This window comes from Eggerthella sp. BIOML-A1 (genome assembly GCF_009875595.1).
GTDB lineage: Bacteria > Actinomycetota > Coriobacteriia > Coriobacteriales > Eggerthellaceae > Eggerthella > Eggerthella lenta.
On sequence record NZ_WWRZ01000003.1, the window covers coordinates 340,684 to 356,068 of the forward strand.

Sequence of the window (15,385 nt, forward strand, 5' to 3'; positions counted from 1 at the left end):
CTCCTTGTGAGTCCGTGAGCGGTCGTGGTTAGTCGAGCTCGACGACGGGAACGGTTTCGAGCTTCATCTCGCCGTTCACGTTCCTCGCGACAATGTTGCACGTCCAGTTGGCTGGATCTTCCTGAGGGAATTCCGGACGATAGCTGTGGCCTCGGCTTTCCTCGCGCATGAGCGCGGCTTTCGAACTCGCCTCGGCGATGTCGAGCATGTTGTAGGCTTCGATGGCCGCCTTCCAATCGGTGTTGTAGGTAAGCGTCGCGTCTCCCAGCCTCATCGCGGGCATTTCCTCCTTGCGAATTCGCTCTAGTTCGGCAACTGCCTCCTGCATCGCAGGAGTCTCTCGCGTGGGCTGGCATGCCCGATAGCAAGCGCGCTGTATCATACGGGTAATTTCCTGAGGCCTCTTACCATCCGTCTGACGGATGCGTATCTCGTGCAAACGGTTAATCTCCTCTTCAACCGTATCGAACGTGAACGCCTTCGGCTTGTCTTTGCCCGCGCCCTCGGCATACTCGACAGCTTGCATCATGGCGTATGAGCCGTCTCGATAAGCAACGTTCACCGATGAACCGCCTTGCGCTCCGTATACTCCGCCACCGCGAGCGCAGAACAATCCAGGCAGGCCCTCCACCATAAGCTTTTCATCAACGCGCGGGTTGCTACCGTGCTCATAAGCCTCAAGCGCGCATTCGAGCTTAGTGGATGCCACATCTATGCCGAACACCTCTTTCCACAACTCGACGTTACGGCGATACACCTCCCCCATGGCCGCAAACGCCTCGGGATTGGAGAAATCCACGTACACTCCGCCATTCGGCGATCCACCGCCGTCGTGAATTGCCTTGGCGATTGTGCGCGTGAACGTGATGCGATCGAGCGTGGAGTAGTCCATGCCACGGAAAAAGTAATTGTCGTTTGCATCGCAGATGTATTCGCAGCACAGATTGTCAGCGCCGATGCCTCCTACGAACGTCGCCGCAAGCCCCGTCGGATACATGCTGATGAGGTCGAATTGAAAAAACTCCGAATCCTGCAGAGCCGCACCGCGTCGAAAAGCAGCTGCATCTACATCTCCTGTGTTGTCCGGTGAATTGATGGAAGTGGGAGCCACAGTATTCCACCCGTAAATCCACGAACTTGCACCCGTGCAAGATACGGTCGACTTTGCACGAAAAACGCGCACCGTTCCCGTGGGCACATGCAGCCCTACCGCTCCAATGCAGGCACCGTCTTCGACTACGATGTCGGTGATCATGGTCTGGTCGAAGATGCGAGCGCCCGAACGCTCCACGGAATCGGTAAAGTATCGCGGGAAACCGTTGAAGATGCCGAAAAGCGGATAGCCCGGGATATCGAGGCCCGGCACAAACGCACCTGTTTCATCGCGCATGAACAGGTTGTTGCCTTCTTGGGCGTAGCGCAGCAGCAAATTGCGCTCCTCCACAGTAAACGCTTCATGGGTCGCCTTTGCGATCTTCTTGTTCGTCAACTCGTTCAAAACGAAGTCCTCGGATTGATCCCACGGCGTGTCAGCCTGAATGAAGTTCACCCAGTTGCACCAGTTGTAGCCGCAAGCACCGCCGAAATGGAAGGCAGCCTTCTCAACGACCGCAACGTCCTTTCCCTGCTTGTAAGCCTGCAATGCCGCATGAGACCCCGCAAGGCCGCCGCCGATGATAAGAATATCGGTATCGTAGAGCTCGTAAAGTACCTGCTCGCTGTTTGCAGACGCGCCCGCGCCCCGCCCTTCGGATGTTTCCGGTGCCGAACAAGCGCCCATCGCACTCGAAAGCATCACCGTGCCAAACGCCACCGCGCTGCCTCCGAGAAACGCCCTACGAGACATGCTCTTCGTGCTTGCCGATTCGTTGCTGAAATTACGTTTCATGCGAACCCCTCCTCGCTCCGTCCTCTTCGACCGATGGGGTCGTCCCCTTCGGCAACCCCATTGTCGCAAAGCAAAAAAATGGGTTCAAAAGACGAAACAAGGCAACCGTACGCTCTGGAAAACATAAAGCGAAGTTGTCCGACCAGGTCGGACAACTTCGCTTTATGGCTTGGCGCTGTCTAGCCGCAAGGCCGACGGAACCTACAGCCCCTTGAACAGCGCCCGGACTTCGTCGAGCACTTCGTTGTCGGCCACGACGATGGCCTTGTCGCCGGGATACAGCACCGTCTCTTCGCTGGCCACTTCCACGTTGTCGTCGTCCTTCGGCGACACGGCCGCGATCAGGCTGTTCTCGGGCATGGGAACCGACGACACCAGGATGCCGGCCTCGTTGGAATGATGGCGCATGCGCGGCACCACGATCTCGGTAAGCGTAACGTTGCCGTGCGTCAGCGACGAGGCCACGCTCACGCTGCCCAGCAGCGTCTCTTCCTCGATGAGGTTCGCAATGAGCGTGGTGGACGACACGCACTCGATGCCCACCTCCTTGAAGATGCGGAGGTTCTTCGGGCTGTTCACGCGCGCGATGCAGCGCGGCACGTTGAACACGCGCTGCGCGATCTCGCACGACACGAGGTTGTCGTCGTCCTGGCCGGTGGTGGCCACGAACACGTCGGCGCGCCGGATGCCCGCGTCCTCCTGGTACTTCGAGTCGCAGCCGTCGCCGTGGATGACCAGGTAGCGCCCTTGAAGCGCCACCGACAGGCGGTCGGCCGTGGCCAGATTCTCCTCGATGACGGCCACGTCGTTGCCGCTTGAAAGCAGCACTGAAGCCAAGTATTCGCCGATCTTGCCGCCGCCAGCGATAACGATGTACATGCTCCGTCTCCCTTAATCTTGGATATAGCGCGAGAACGATTCGATCAGCTCATGGCGCACGCAGGCGAGCACCGAATCCCCGTTGTAGAGGATGGAGTCGCGCGTAGGAATAGAGCTGGCCGAGCCGTCGCTGCGCTCGAACGCGATGATGCGGACGTCGTGATCGCGCTCCAGCTCGCCCACGCGGATGGTGCGCTTGTCGGTGGAGCTGAGGTCCAGCGAGAAGCGCAGCACCTCGAACTCGCCGAACGTGTCGAGATGGGCGCCGTGGCCCGACACCACCTTGCTGAACACGTCCTCGGCCACCAGCGACGTGCCGCACACGTAGTCGATGCCCAGCTGCATGTACGCGCGCTCGTGATCGGGGTTGTACAGGCGCGCGATGACGTGCGGCACGCCGAACAGACGGCTGCCCACTTCGGCGCACATGAGGTTCGTGTTGTCGAACTGGGTGACGGCGGCCATGACGTCGCAATCTTCGACACCGGCTTTGACGAGGGTTTCCTCGTCGAAGCCCACACCCTGCACCGTGGAGCCGTTGAAGTTGCGCCCCAGGTTCGCGAACGCGTTCACGTTCTTGTCGATGACGCACACGTTGTTGCCGTTATCCGACAGCATGTTCGCCAGCTGGGAACCGACGCGGCCGCAGCCGACGACGATCACGTTGCTCATACCGATCCTTTCACCAGGCACCCGCATGGTGCCGATTTCTTGCTGCGCTTAGCATACTGCATGGATGCGGGCACGACCAGCGTCGCCATAGAACGGCGACAAAGGCGTAACGTGGCAATCAGGCACTTAGGAACGAATGTTTCACGTGAAACATTCCGCAAGGCCATCGTCTCGAACGCATGCGGAAGAAGGATTCGACGATGGAAAAGGAACCGCCGGCTCGTGGCCGGCGGAACGTTTAGATCATCTTCATTTGGCCGATAGTCGCCTTGAACCAATGATCCGTATTAGGCGGACAGTACTTGGCAGCGTTCGCATACGTGATGGAGTAGCCGTAGCCGTTTGCCAGGCCCGCTACGTGAGCGTTGATAGCCTCTTCCCAGCTGGACCAACTCTTATCGCCCCAGCCCCATGCGTTGTACGGCAGGAAGCAATGCGCGCCCTTGGAGCTTTCGGTGTTGGATATGGCAGGCGACCAGCGCGGGTCGACGCCGTTGCTCCAGGCAGCTTCGGCGAACGTGGCACCCTGCCCCGCCAAGGGCGAGCCGGCCAAGTATGCATTGATACGGGAGGTCCACTCGGAAACGAAAGCCTCTTTGCCCACGGAGAAATCAACTTCGGGAAGCGAGGCGACGGCATCGGAGGCTGCATCGCGCGCAGCGGCGGCCTCCTGCTCGGCCTTCGCCTGCTCGGCGGCGGCGATACGAGCCTCCTCCTCGGCACGAGCGGCCTCCTCCGCGGCGATGCGAGCAGCTTCTTCCTCGGCTTCGATAGCTTCGATGCCTTGCGAGATGTCGCGCGATGCGGTACTGGTAAGCACGGTGGACTCGCGGGTGGAACCCTCGGATACGTTGGCGAAGTCGGCAGAATCGGCAATGGCGACATTCGCGTCCGCACCGCCGATGCCGAAAGAATCGATATCGTGCACGGCGCCGCTTCCAGCAGAGGCGAACCCGAAGCCGATGCACCCGGTCAGCACGCACGATGCGCAGCCGACCGCGATAATTTTAGCAGCCAGGTTCGACTTCTTTTGTATATAGCGCTTTTTAGCCAAAACGTCAGTTACCTTTCGTTGAACAGCACACGACCCAGCCGCCGAAGCGGTTGACAGCGTAGTAAATTGTGTGAGGGTTTGCTGCCGAAAGGGCGATATGCTGTTGTGACAAAACGTATTTTAACGGACAAGGGGGTCCGAGGGCAAAATTTTATGGAGACGCCCTACACGATTTGTTCGCTTGACAGTGAATGAAAGCGCATTTCAGCAGGTGGTTCGCCTTAGTTGCGGACACGGAAAAAGCGAACGAACTATGTGCTCTGTAACGCGACAAGCACGCTCATTCGGTTATCGAGATCACAACGGACTCGTTTAGACCGATGTTTTCCCACGGCTGCATGTCGAAACGATACTCGCGCCCGTACGGCGCCGAGAAAACCAGCTCTTCCGTCGCTCCCGGAACCGAGTACCACAGCAATCCCACCACGCAGAACGCCACGAAGCACAAGCCTGCCAGCAACGTAAGCAGCGGCGACTTGAGCGCGCCTCCCAGAAGCAGCAGCCCAACCATAATAAGCAGCAGCGGCCATAGGCCCACCAACATGAACTCGATGGAGCGCCACCCGATGACATCGAGGCTCATCAGCACCAGCACCACTCCCGCGGAAAACGTGATAAGGGAGTCCACGAACTGGCGCATGCGATGCCCCTCTTCGCCGGGGACTACCATACCGACGATGCCCAAGATAACGAAGATAAGCGGCCAATACTGCCACCACACCACGCCTTCGACCATGCTCGCCACCATAGCGGACATGCCGAAAAACAACAGGAACGACCCCGCGAACAGAGCAGCCTTCACGCCCGAGCGCGACGACTTCGCCGGCGGCTGCTGTTGCGGCGCGGCATGCATCCACCCTTCATGCGAATGGCTCGCCGGAGGCGCATACGAACGAGAAGCATCGGCAGGCGCAGCGGCAGAGGCGCGCGATGCGCCTGCCGGGGGCTCGGGCGGCACATGAGCGGCCGAGGCGTACGGGGGATGCGCATAGCGCCAACCGGCCGCTTGCGCGGGATTGGGCGCATTTTGCGCCCCCGACTCGGTTTTGCGCGGGGTGTCGCCGAATTCGAACGTCCCGTACGTCTCGGAATGCACCGACTGGGGGTGCACGTCGAGCGGCGCCTCCTCCTTCGGCTCGAGCGGCAGCACGATCCACAGCAGGATGTATGCGATGCCCAGCAGCCCGCCCGAGGCCAGGGTGAACACCACCATGATGATACGGACGATGACAGGATCGACGTTGAAATAATCGGCCACGCCCGCGCAGACGCCGCCTATGAGCGCCTTTCGCGAACGGAGCAGCCGTTTTTCACTCGTCACGCTTCCTCCCGGTCGATCGCCTCGACAGCGTCCACGCATGATGGGGAGGGATCGTCCAGTCGTTCCACGCGCACCGTCGAAATGCGACGGCGGCGCATAGCCTGAATCTTGAAGCGGTATCCGTCGAACGCAAGTTCCTCGCCCACCTGGGGCACCGAGTCGAGCATGCTCATGAGCCAGCCCGCGATGGTCTCGTAGTCGGCCGAATCCTCCACCGGCCATCCAAGCTCTGCGGCATCTTCGACGGGGAATCGCCCGTCGACCACCCAGACGTTCTCGCTTTCCTGCTCGATGAACGGATTCTCTCGATCCGTCTCGTCCACGATCTCGCCGACGACCTCCTCTACGATGTCCTCAACGGTAATTAAACCATCGGTGCCACCGTACTCGTCAACGACGATGGCCATCTGTTGACGATTCGTTTGCATCTCGGCGAGCAGCGGGAACAGATCCTTCGTCTCGGGCACGAACATGGCCTCGTAGGCATACTCGGCCACCGGCTCGTGCTCCTTGCCGTCCATGAGCGGCGCCACGAGGTCCTTGAAGTGGACGATGCCCACGATGCGGTCGATGTCCTCGTGATACACCGGCAGACGCGAGTAGCCCGTGCCGCGCATGCGCTCCACCGTCTGGCGCACCGTGTCGGTGTCTTCCGCGAACATCACGTCCACGCGCGGCGTCATGATCTCGTGCACGGTCATGTCGCCCAAATCGAGGATGTCGTGGATCATGCGCTTCTCGTCCTCGAGCAGCTCGTCGTTGTCCGTGACCATGTACTTGATCTCTTCTTCGGACACGTTCTGGCGCTCGTCGGCGTTCTTGATGCCGAACAGGCGCGACAGCCCGTTCGCGGACGCCGAGGTCAACGCCACCAAAGGCGAAGCGATTTTCTGGAACACCATGAGCGGTCCGGCCACCATCTTGCTGACGCGCTCGGCATCGGCCAGCGCGATGCGCTTCGGCACCAGCTCGCCCACCACGATGCTGAGGTATGACACGATGAGCGTGATGACCACGGGGGCCAAACCGGGCGCGATAACGGAAAGCCACCCGATGTTGAAGCCGGACAGCCACTGCGCCAGCGGATCGGAGAGGTTCGTGGCGGCAGCCGCGGAGGCGAAGAACCCGACGAGCGTGATGGCCACCTGGATGGTGGCCAGGAACTGCCCCGAATCGGCGGCCAGACCCAGCGCGCGTTGGGCGCTTTTATCGCCCTCGTCGGCATCGTGCTGCAGCAGTACGTGGCGCGCGTTCACCAACGCCATCTCCGACATCGAGAAATAGCCGTTCACCAGCACCAGCACGAACGTGACGACGATGCTAATCCAAATATCCATGGTACTTCTGCAACTCCTTCGACAAGCGGACGATGCGCAACCTCTGCGCTTTGGCCGCGCGGAGAGGCGCTTTCGCGCTGCGTCCTCGCGGCACCCGTGGGGCTGTCATGCCCGCGCGCTTATGCACGCGACCGCTTACATAACGTACAAGAAGATGGCCAGAAACTGCAGAACGCTTCCGGCGAGTACCCAGAGATGGAACAGGGAATGCATGTACGGCACCTTCTTCAACACGTAGAAGATGCACCCGATGGAGTAGCAGATGCCGCCGCCCACGAGCAGCCACAGGCCCGGCCCGGGGATGGCCTCGATGAGCGCAGGGAGGAACCAGATGACGCACCAGCCCATGAGAAGATACAGCACGGCCGACACCCAGCGCGGACGAAACACCCAGAACGCCTCGCAGGCAACGCCCGCCAACGCAACCAGCCACACGAAGGCGCACAGCCACACGCCGCCGGAATCGGCAAGCGAGATCAGGCAGAACGGGGTGTAGGATCCGGCGATGAACAGGTAGATGCAACTATGGTCGAGCACCTTGAACACGCGCTTCGCACGGTCTACCGCGATGGCATGGTACAGCGTGGACATGGTATATTCCAGCAGCATCGTGAGGGTGTACACGAGCGCGGCGAACAGGTAGATGCCGCCTCCGTCGTCGAGCGCGCGCACCACGAGGATGGGGATGGCCGCAATGGCCAACAGCGCCCCCAAGCCATGGGTGACGGAGTTCGCGATCTCCTCCCCCAGCGTGTACTCGCGGATGTCGCGAGCTTTGTTCGTGGCGCTGGCCGACGTATGCGACACCTCGTTGCGCAGCGCGTGCATGCTGGCGTAGTCGTTCGGCTTGAATTGCGAAGGCGTCCAACCGGGAGCGGGCCGGTGCTCTGTTTCGGGCACGACCGAAGAAGGGCTCTCGGCACTGCGGCCGGAGCCGGTACTTCGAGCGCCTTTGGCGTCGGATGTAGTTGATGCGTTCATGGTGCTACTGTATCACATTTCCGTGGGGCTTGAGCCAAGCAAGCCACGCACGGGCATCATCCTCTCGGGCATCGATAAGCCTGATGGTAGTGCCTCCAACCCCTGCTGCAGTGCGCGCGTTGACCGTAGCGGTGCCGGCATTGCGTTGAAAAGGATTCGTCTTCGTGTAACCGAACTGTATCTTTTTGCGCGGGAAGCTGATGGTCTCGCGAGCGAACCCGCCGTTGCTCACCTGCATGAAACGCTCGTTGTACGCAAACCCCGAGCCACGGAACCACAGCACGGCTCCTACCGCGTCGAGAACGAGCAGCACGACCGCAAGCGCATAGCCGAACAGCGCGCCGTTGTTGACGAAGAACAACGTCATGGCTCCGTCAGGCACGGCCGGATCCGCCAGGAGGTTCACCGCGATCTGCCCTGCCGCCACGAGGACGGCCAACCAGAAGCCCGTCCCCTGGATGATGCATCGGCGGATGAGGGCGCGACGCAGCCCCACGGGCGCCACCGGGATGTTCTCGGTGGGAACGTCGGCGAACTCGGGAACGATGCCCGCGAGAATCTCGGGCACGCGGGACATCTTCACGAAGGGATGGATCACGAGCCCTTGCTGGCTGAGGCCTTTCTGCTGGTCGTCGGAGTTTTCAGCCGCCGCATCGATCTTGCCCAGCGACAGCTCGCAGTAGCCAAGCAGACGGCGGATGAAGCTCTGCTTCACCATCACCGACTGCACGCGGTCGACGTCGACGCCCTGGAAGCGGTGCTGCAGCAGGCCGTGCTCGACTTCGATGCGGTTGTCGCGGCGACATGCGCGGAAGCCGCCGTACGAGACGCAAGCGCCGATGGCAGACAGCAGCCACAACACGAGCGACGCAGCGAGGAAGGTCGCCACGCCCGCGGCGATGAGGCTGCCCCCGAACAGCCGAACGCTCGTGGCTACAACGTTGCCAACGAGCGGCTCCATCGAACCGGAGAGGATGGGCGCCATCTGACCCATGAACTGGGAAACGGCGCCGACGATGCCGACAACCACGACGAAGAACGCCGTGTTGTTCGACAGGCCGGTGAACACGAGCTCCTTGTTGGACATGCCGTACTCGTAGGTCACGCGGCCCGTATCCACCGCGGCGCCACCGAACACGCCGCGCACGTCCTGCCAGATCTCGGCGGGAGCGTCCAGCACATTGGCGCCCTCGTGCAAGGCTTGCGCGGGAACGCCCGCTGCAGAGGCCATCGCCGCAACGGCGGCATCGGGCGCGGCACCGTTGCGCACGGCTACGGCGTACTGCTTGCGCGCGAACAGCTCGCGGCGCAGCTCCTCAGCTTGCGTCTTCTGCACATACGGCACGATGACGGCCTTGTTCGCCGCGCCGCCCGCCGTGTCGATGCTGACGCTGCACACGCCGAAGATGCGCTGGATGAGCGTGGCGTGCTGGTCGACGGACTGGATGCGCTGGTAGGGCACATGCACGCGCTTCTTGTTGAGTATGCCCGAATACAGGTTGAATTCCTCGGGCCCTAGCTCGTAGTACAGATGCTTGTACGAGATCACCTGGTAGACCGCCACAAGCGCCACCAGCACGACGATACCGGCGATCACGGATCCGATGACGATGAAAAGCATGGGGATGTCGCCGCGCGTGATGGCTTCGCCCTCGGAGATGGCGCCGATGATAGCCGAGAACGAGGAGAAGACCACGATGGCCAGCAGCATGAACGCCGTGCGCAGACTGCCCAACCAGATATAGCTATGATGGACATGGCTCCCCCGCGGCCCTTCAGGCTGCGGCGCAGCAGGCTGGGGTTGGGGCGCAGCGGGCCGAGGCTGGGGCTGCGGAGGTTGGGGCGGTTGGCGATAGTCCGTCATCACACGTCCTCCTGGGCCAGGCGCGCAAGCTCGGCCGCGCGATCGCGCAGCTGCTCGGCGACGTCGGCGCCGAGGCCGGGGATCTCATGCTCGCCGGCCGCCGTGGCCACCGTCACGCTGGACAGGCCGAACGCACGTAAGATGGGACCCTGGCGCGTGTCGGTGTTCTGCACGCGGATGAAGGGGATGACGAAACGCTTGCGCCACACGATTCCCTTCGCGATATCGAGGTAGTCGCTGGAAAGCTCGTAGCGCCAGCGCATGAAGCGGATGGGCGGCAGCACGATCAACCACACGATCAAGCAAGCTGCGTACGCAACGGCGACGGCGACCAGGACGACGAACATCCACGTCGCCGGATCCACCATTGCAGCGATGGCGAATGGAACGAAGCAGCAGAGGAATACCACGGTAAGCCAAATGGCGTCGTTGATGCGCCAGACCGTTTTGACCTTCGGATCGAGTTGGTGCGCCGGCAAGTCTTTCATGCGAGTCCTTCTGGTCGATGTCGATATGCTTGCTTCATCATACCAGAGCGACGCAACGTCACCAGGAGCCGCATCAACACAGAATTGCAGAGCGTCGGCGCATCGTCTAACGCGATGCGCTACGCGGGAACAGGCTTCTCGGCGCGGCCGCGGAATCGACGGGCGTTGGGAAGGCGGCTTTCGCGCAAGCATGCCAGCACGACGCACCGCAGAGCCGAACGATTCCGGATGTTTCACGTGAAACATCCGTTTGGGTTGGGCGGGGTTTCACGGTGCAGTATACTCAGGACAGCAAACTGCGAGCGAAACGAGGTTCCCATGCGCTATGACGAGCTGCAAGACGAGATCAAAAATGCGATGAGAGCAAAGGACAAGCCGAAGTTGTCCATCCTGCGCCAGGTGCACGGCGAGATCAAGAACATCGAGGTGAACGAGCGCCGCGACATCACGGACGCGGACGTGGACGCCATGCTGAAGCGCCTGATCAAGCAGACGAAGGAGACGCTGGACGGCTCCATCAAGGCCGGCAACGATCAGGAACGCACCGACACCCTGACCGCCCAGGTGGCCATCCTGGAAAGCTACCTGCCCAAGCAGGTGTCGGGCGACGAGCTGGCCGCGCTCATCGACGAGGTGCTGACCGAGACGGGCGCGTCCTCCAAGAAGGACATGGGTCGCGTCATGGGCGCCCTCACCCAGAAGACCGGCGGCAACTTCGACAAGGCGGCCGCCGCCAAGGAGCTGGGCCAGAAGCTGGCCTAGCTCCCCTCCCCCGCATCAAGCAAGAAGGCGCGCATGATGCGCGCCTTCTTTCGTTGCGACGACTGCCGTGCCCCGTGCGATACGGGGCACGGCGGAAACCGTGAAGCCGAATCGATTCTTTATAGGCCGAAAAGGTAATCTAGCTCGTCGCCCCAGGAGTCTTCGTCAACCTGCCAGGAATCGCCGTTCTTGACCACCTCCAAGCTTACGTAATCCGTGGTCATGGCGGTGGTCTTGTCCATTGCAGCCTGGTAGAGCTCGCCGAGAAGCACCTTCGCGCCGGCCTCGTCGAGGGACTGCAAGTCGCCGGTGTCGATGGCGGCTTGCGCGTCTTCCATGAACGTGGTGGCGAAGGCCATAGAATCGCGCAGCGTCACATCGGCATACACGGTGCCCGTGCCGTCGCCGTTATCGTAGGCGCCGTCGAGCTTATAGTCGAAGTCGACCAGCATCCACTCGACGAACGTCAAGGGGTCGATGCCCAAGTCGGTGAGGCTGTATCCCGTCGCGTCGGCCAGCTGCTCGTCGGCTTGGTCGGCGATCTTCCGCATAAGCACAGCATCCTTGCTCTTCAGCAGGTCGAGCTTCTCAGACGCCGCCGCTTCCATCTGCTGGTCGCCCTGCGTGATGGACGACAGGTCGGAACTTTCCAACGAGTACGTGCGATCGTATTCGTCGGACGCACCGACCACGAAGGCGAGCACGCCAACCCCGATAACCACGTACAAGACGAACGCCAGCACCGAAAGCACGATGCCGACGATGCCGCACACCTTGCCACCGGTCGCCTTACCGTCCCTGCCCGCCTGCTTAACGGCTTGGCCGGCCAGCACGATGGCGACGATACCCAGCGCGATTCCGAACAGAATAGAAGCCGAGAACAAGATGGCCAGAATGCCGCACACGAGAGCGCCGACGGCCTTGCCGTTGGATTGCGGAGGAACCGGTTGATAGTAGCCTGCAGGCTGCTGGCCGAAGGGCTGGCCCGGCTGCTGACCGTAAGGCGCGGATCCGGGCGCTTGCGCGGACTGCGGCATCGGCTGCGTCGGTTGCGCCGGAGAACCGGGCGGCGCGGAAACGGTGGGCGGTACGGGCGGCTGCGGCGGTACGGGCGGCTGCGGCGCGGTCTGCTCATCCATGGGAAATCCCCTTTCAGGTGCGGTTTCCGACAGTATAGCAAAGGAGCCGTCGGATTTCCGACGGCTCCTGGCAGTTCGCTTCTATGCAAGGAACGGCATCCGCTCTAGTAGTGCGCCAGATCCTCTTCCTTCACACGACCGCGGAACGTGCGGTAGATGATGACGTGATAGACCAGCACCAGCGGCAGGCCCACGCACGTGATGATGGTCATCCACATCAACGTGAGCTCGGACGACGCGGCGCTCATGGCCGTGATGGCCGGGCCGACGCTATCGGCCGAAGCAACCACGAAGTTCGGGAACATCGAAGCGGCCAGCAGCAGCACCAGCAGCGCCGCCGCGCCCGACTGGGCGATGAAGGCGCCCAGGTCGCAGTCCTTGCTCTTCGCGAAGAACACGGAGGCGACGATGGCAACCACGAACAGGGCGGCCAGCAACCAGCGAACCGCTCCCAGCAGGGGATCCATTGCCGGCTGAATGCCCAGCAGAGCATAGGCGGTCACCGCGACGAACAGCACCAGCGACACGATCTGCAGCGGGAAGCGCAGCTTCGCGGCGCGCGCCTGCAGGTCGCTAGGCTTCGGCGCCTTGAGCGCCAGCCAGGACGCCCCTTGCGCCAGGAACATCGACAGGCCCAGCAGGCCGCACAGCAGCGTGAACGGGGTGATGAGGCCCAGCAGCGGAATGCCCGTGTAGTCGCCGTTGGCGCTCATGGGGATGCCCGCGTAGATGTTGCCCACGGCAACGCCCAGCAGCAGCGCCGGCAGCAGCGAGCCCACGAAGAAGCAGCCGTCCCACACCTTCGCCCACTTGTGGTCGATGCCGCGGTATTCCAGCGAAACAGCACGCACGATCAGGCCGAACAGCACCAGCATGACCGCCAGATAGAACCCGGAGAACGTGGTGGCGTATGCCGCCGGGAACGCCGCGAACAGCGCGCCGCCTGCGGTGAGCAGCCACACCTCGTTGCCGTCCCACACCGGGCCGATGCTCGTGCGCACAACGGCCTTTTCTTCATCGCCCTTCGCCACGAAGGGGTACAGCACGCCCGCGCCCAGGTCGAAACCGTCGAGCACGAAATAGCCGGCGATCAACACGAAGATCAGGAGGAACCAAAGCCCCTGGAAGAACGTGATTTCCATGACTACTCACCTTCCTTCGCGAGGTCGTCGCCGAACGAGGGGGCTGCTTTGCCCTTCGGGGTCTTGCCCGCAGCGGCGCCCTCCAACGCAGGCTCATGCTCTGCAACCGGCCCTTCCTTGATGAAGCGACCCATCGTGCGAGCCCACGCGACCATGAGGAACGCGTACACCACCAGGAACAGCACCATCGTGATCACCAGCTCGGGAGCGGACACCGACTGCGAGACGCCCTCGTTCGTGAGCAGGCTGACGCCTTCGGGGCTGGTTGCGGACGGGTACACCACCCACGGCTGGCGGCCGACTTCGGCCGTGAACCAGCCCGCCTGAATGGCGATGAGCGGGAACACCGGCGAGATGAGCACCAGGCGCTGCAACCACTTCATGTTCTGGATCTTGCCGCCGCGCAGCGTGAATACGAGCGCCAGGATAACGGTGAGCATGATGAGGCCGTACATGGCAACCATGAGGTGGTACGTCTGGAACACGAAGTTCACCGGCGCGGTTTCGGGATCGAGAGCACCGTACTCGGCGGAAGCGGCCAGCTGGTTGAGGCCCTCGTACTCGGTGTCCCAGGTGCCGGTTGCAAGGAAGCTCGTGCCACCCGGGATGGAGAACGGGGTGATGACCTTCTGGTTCTCCTCGTCAACCCACCCGAACGCGTACAGAGGAGGCACCTCGGAGTCGTACATGCCCTCCATCATGGCAAGCTTCGTGGGCTGCTCCTCGGCGACGGTGACGGCGGAGGAATGAGCCGTGACCAGCATGACGCAGCTGACCACGATGCCCACCACGGCGCCCAGCTTCATCGTCTTCATGGCGAATTCCTTGTGGCGGTTCTTGATGAGGTACCACGCGGAAACGGCCATGGCCACGAACGCGCCCATGATGAGCACGGCCACGATGGTGTGCGAGTAGCGCGGCCATACCGACGGGTTCATCGCCGCGGTCAGGAAGTCGGTGATGACGGCCTTCGAGCCGTCGGCGGACAGCTCCGCGCCGGCCGGGGTCTGCATCCACGAGTTCGCGATGAGGATCCACAAGGCCGACAGAGCCGAGCCGAACCACACGAGCCAGGCCGACACCATGTAGAACTTCGGCGACACGCGCTTGCGCCCGAACAGCAGCACGCCCAGGAACGTGGACTCCAGGAAGAACGCGAGCAACGCCTCGGCGGCCAGCGGCGCACCGAAGATGTCGCCGACGAACCTCGAGTAATCCGCCCAGTTCGTTCCGAAGGAGAACTCCATCGTGATGCCCGTGGCCAAGCCTAACACGAACGTCGCGGTGAAGATCTTCACCCAGAACTTGGTGGCAGCCGCGTCCTTCGGGTCGCGGGAACGGTAGTACCGTGTTTCGTTGATGGCAAGGATAAGTCCCAAACCGATGGTCAACGGCACGAAAATGAAGTGATACGCCGCCGTGCAAGCGAACTGCAAACGCGCCAGAAGCACAGGATCGGAGAAGATATCCATCGCACACCCCCTTACTCTCGTCTGTACCGACAGATGTCTATGGGGCGCATTATACCATCATTTGTAGAAAAAATGTTATTGGACGAATAACATTTTTGGACGAATTGACGGGGAGCGAAGCGGGGGCTAGCCGGCGGGGAGGGTGCGAGCGGGGGCTAGCCGGCGGGGGTTGGCCGGCGGGAGGGGGCGGGCGAGGGGGAGGGGGTGCGGGGTCCGCGTTGCACAGTTTTGCGCGATATGCTGCGTTCGACCCGAACCGCTCGAACCCCGATTTCGCGCGACCTGGTAAAACGCTCGCGAGAAGTGCGCCCGGAGGAGCGCGAGGGCGTCCGAAAGCGCTTGAGACGCAACATATCGTGCAAAACTGTGCAACGCAGACCCCCGCC

Annotated in this window: 13 protein-coding genes; 1 reads left to right on the top strand and 12 read right to left on the bottom strand. The window is 62.0% G+C overall.

The features are described from left to right. Positions 1 to 28 precede the first annotated feature (28 nt). From GT590_RS05020 to GT590_RS05060, 9 genes are all read right to left on the bottom strand, one after another. Positions 29 to 1,888, bottom strand: a complete 1,860-nt coding sequence (locus tag GT590_RS05020; RefSeq protein WP_009607984.1) for an FAD-dependent oxidoreductase — start codon at positions 1,886 to 1,888, stop codon at positions 29 to 31. A 201-nt stretch (positions 1,889 to 2,089) separates the two neighbouring features. After that, positions 2,090 to 2,767, bottom strand: coding sequence for a TrkA family potassium uptake protein (locus GT590_RS05025; protein WP_009608210.1), 678 nt, complete (start codon positions 2,765 to 2,767; stop codon positions 2,090 to 2,092). 12 nt (positions 2,768 to 2,779) lie between these two features. Beyond that, positions 2,780 to 3,439, bottom strand: coding sequence for a TrkA family potassium uptake protein (locus tag GT590_RS05030; RefSeq protein ID WP_009305825.1), 660 nt, complete (start codon positions 3,437 to 3,439; stop codon positions 2,780 to 2,782). Between the two features lie 238 nt (positions 3,440 to 3,677). Then, positions 3,678 to 4,493 (bottom strand): hypothetical protein, encoded by an 816-nt coding sequence (locus tag GT590_RS05035; RefSeq protein WP_009608045.1) that lies wholly within the window; start codon positions 4,491 to 4,493, stop codon positions 3,678 to 3,680. A 280-nt stretch (positions 4,494 to 4,773) separates the two neighbouring features. Next, entirely contained in the window at positions 4,774 to 5,814 is a 1,041-nt protein-coding gene (locus GT590_RS05040) for a PspC domain-containing protein (RefSeq protein ID WP_009305823.1), read from the bottom strand. Then, complete coding sequence (locus tag GT590_RS05045; protein ID WP_009305822.1) at positions 5,811 to 7,151, bottom strand: hemolysin family protein; 1,341 nt, start codon at positions 7,149 to 7,151, stop codon at positions 5,811 to 5,813. The genes GT590_RS05040 and GT590_RS05045 overlap by 4 nt, the downstream gene beginning before the upstream one ends. A 135-nt stretch (positions 7,152 to 7,286) precedes the next feature. Further along, complete coding sequence (locus tag GT590_RS05050) at positions 7,287 to 8,051, bottom strand: hemolysin III family protein (RefSeq protein WP_009305821.1); 765 nt, start codon at positions 8,049 to 8,051, stop codon at positions 7,287 to 7,289. 85 nt (positions 8,052 to 8,136) lie between these two features. After that, positions 8,137 to 9,996, bottom strand: a complete 1,860-nt coding sequence (locus tag GT590_RS05055) for a PH domain-containing protein (protein WP_015759895.1) — start codon at positions 9,994 to 9,996, stop codon at positions 8,137 to 8,139. After that, complete coding sequence (locus GT590_RS05060; protein ID WP_009305819.1) at positions 9,996 to 10,484, bottom strand: PH domain-containing protein; 489 nt, start codon at positions 10,482 to 10,484, stop codon at positions 9,996 to 9,998. The genes GT590_RS05055 and GT590_RS05060 overlap by 1 nt, the downstream gene beginning before the upstream one ends. Positions 10,485 to 10,802: 318 nt before the next feature. Here GT590_RS05060 and GT590_RS05065 point away from each other — a divergent pair, with 318 nt between their 5' ends. Next, the gene (locus GT590_RS05065; protein WP_009607949.1) at positions 10,803 to 11,246 is read left to right on the top strand and encodes a GatB/YqeY domain-containing protein; all 444 of its coding nucleotides are present in this window, start codon (positions 10,803 to 10,805) and stop codon (positions 11,244 to 11,246) included. A 119-nt stretch (positions 11,247 to 11,365) separates the two neighbouring features. On the opposite strand, the gene GT590_RS05070 is transcribed toward GT590_RS05065, so the two are convergent. The 3 genes from GT590_RS05070 to GT590_RS05080 all read right to left on the bottom strand — a co-directional run bounded on the left by GT590_RS05070 (position 11,366) and on the right by GT590_RS05080 (position 14,999). Next, complete coding sequence (locus GT590_RS05070; RefSeq protein ID WP_009608009.1) at positions 11,366 to 12,385, bottom strand: DUF4190 domain-containing protein; 1,020 nt, start codon at positions 12,383 to 12,385, stop codon at positions 11,366 to 11,368. Positions 12,386 to 12,489: 104 nt separating this feature from the next. Next, complete coding sequence (gene cydB, locus GT590_RS05075; protein WP_009305816.1) at positions 12,490 to 13,527, bottom strand: cytochrome d ubiquinol oxidase subunit II; 1,038 nt, start codon at positions 13,525 to 13,527, stop codon at positions 12,490 to 12,492. Between the two features lie 2 nt (positions 13,528 to 13,529). Further along, positions 13,530 to 14,999 carry a cytochrome ubiquinol oxidase subunit I gene (locus GT590_RS05080; RefSeq protein ID WP_009608109.1) on the bottom strand — a complete coding sequence of 490 codons (1,470 nt, stop codon included), beginning with the start codon at positions 14,997 to 14,999 and terminating at the stop codon, positions 13,530 to 13,532. Positions 15,000 to 15,385 lie beyond the last annotated feature (386 nt).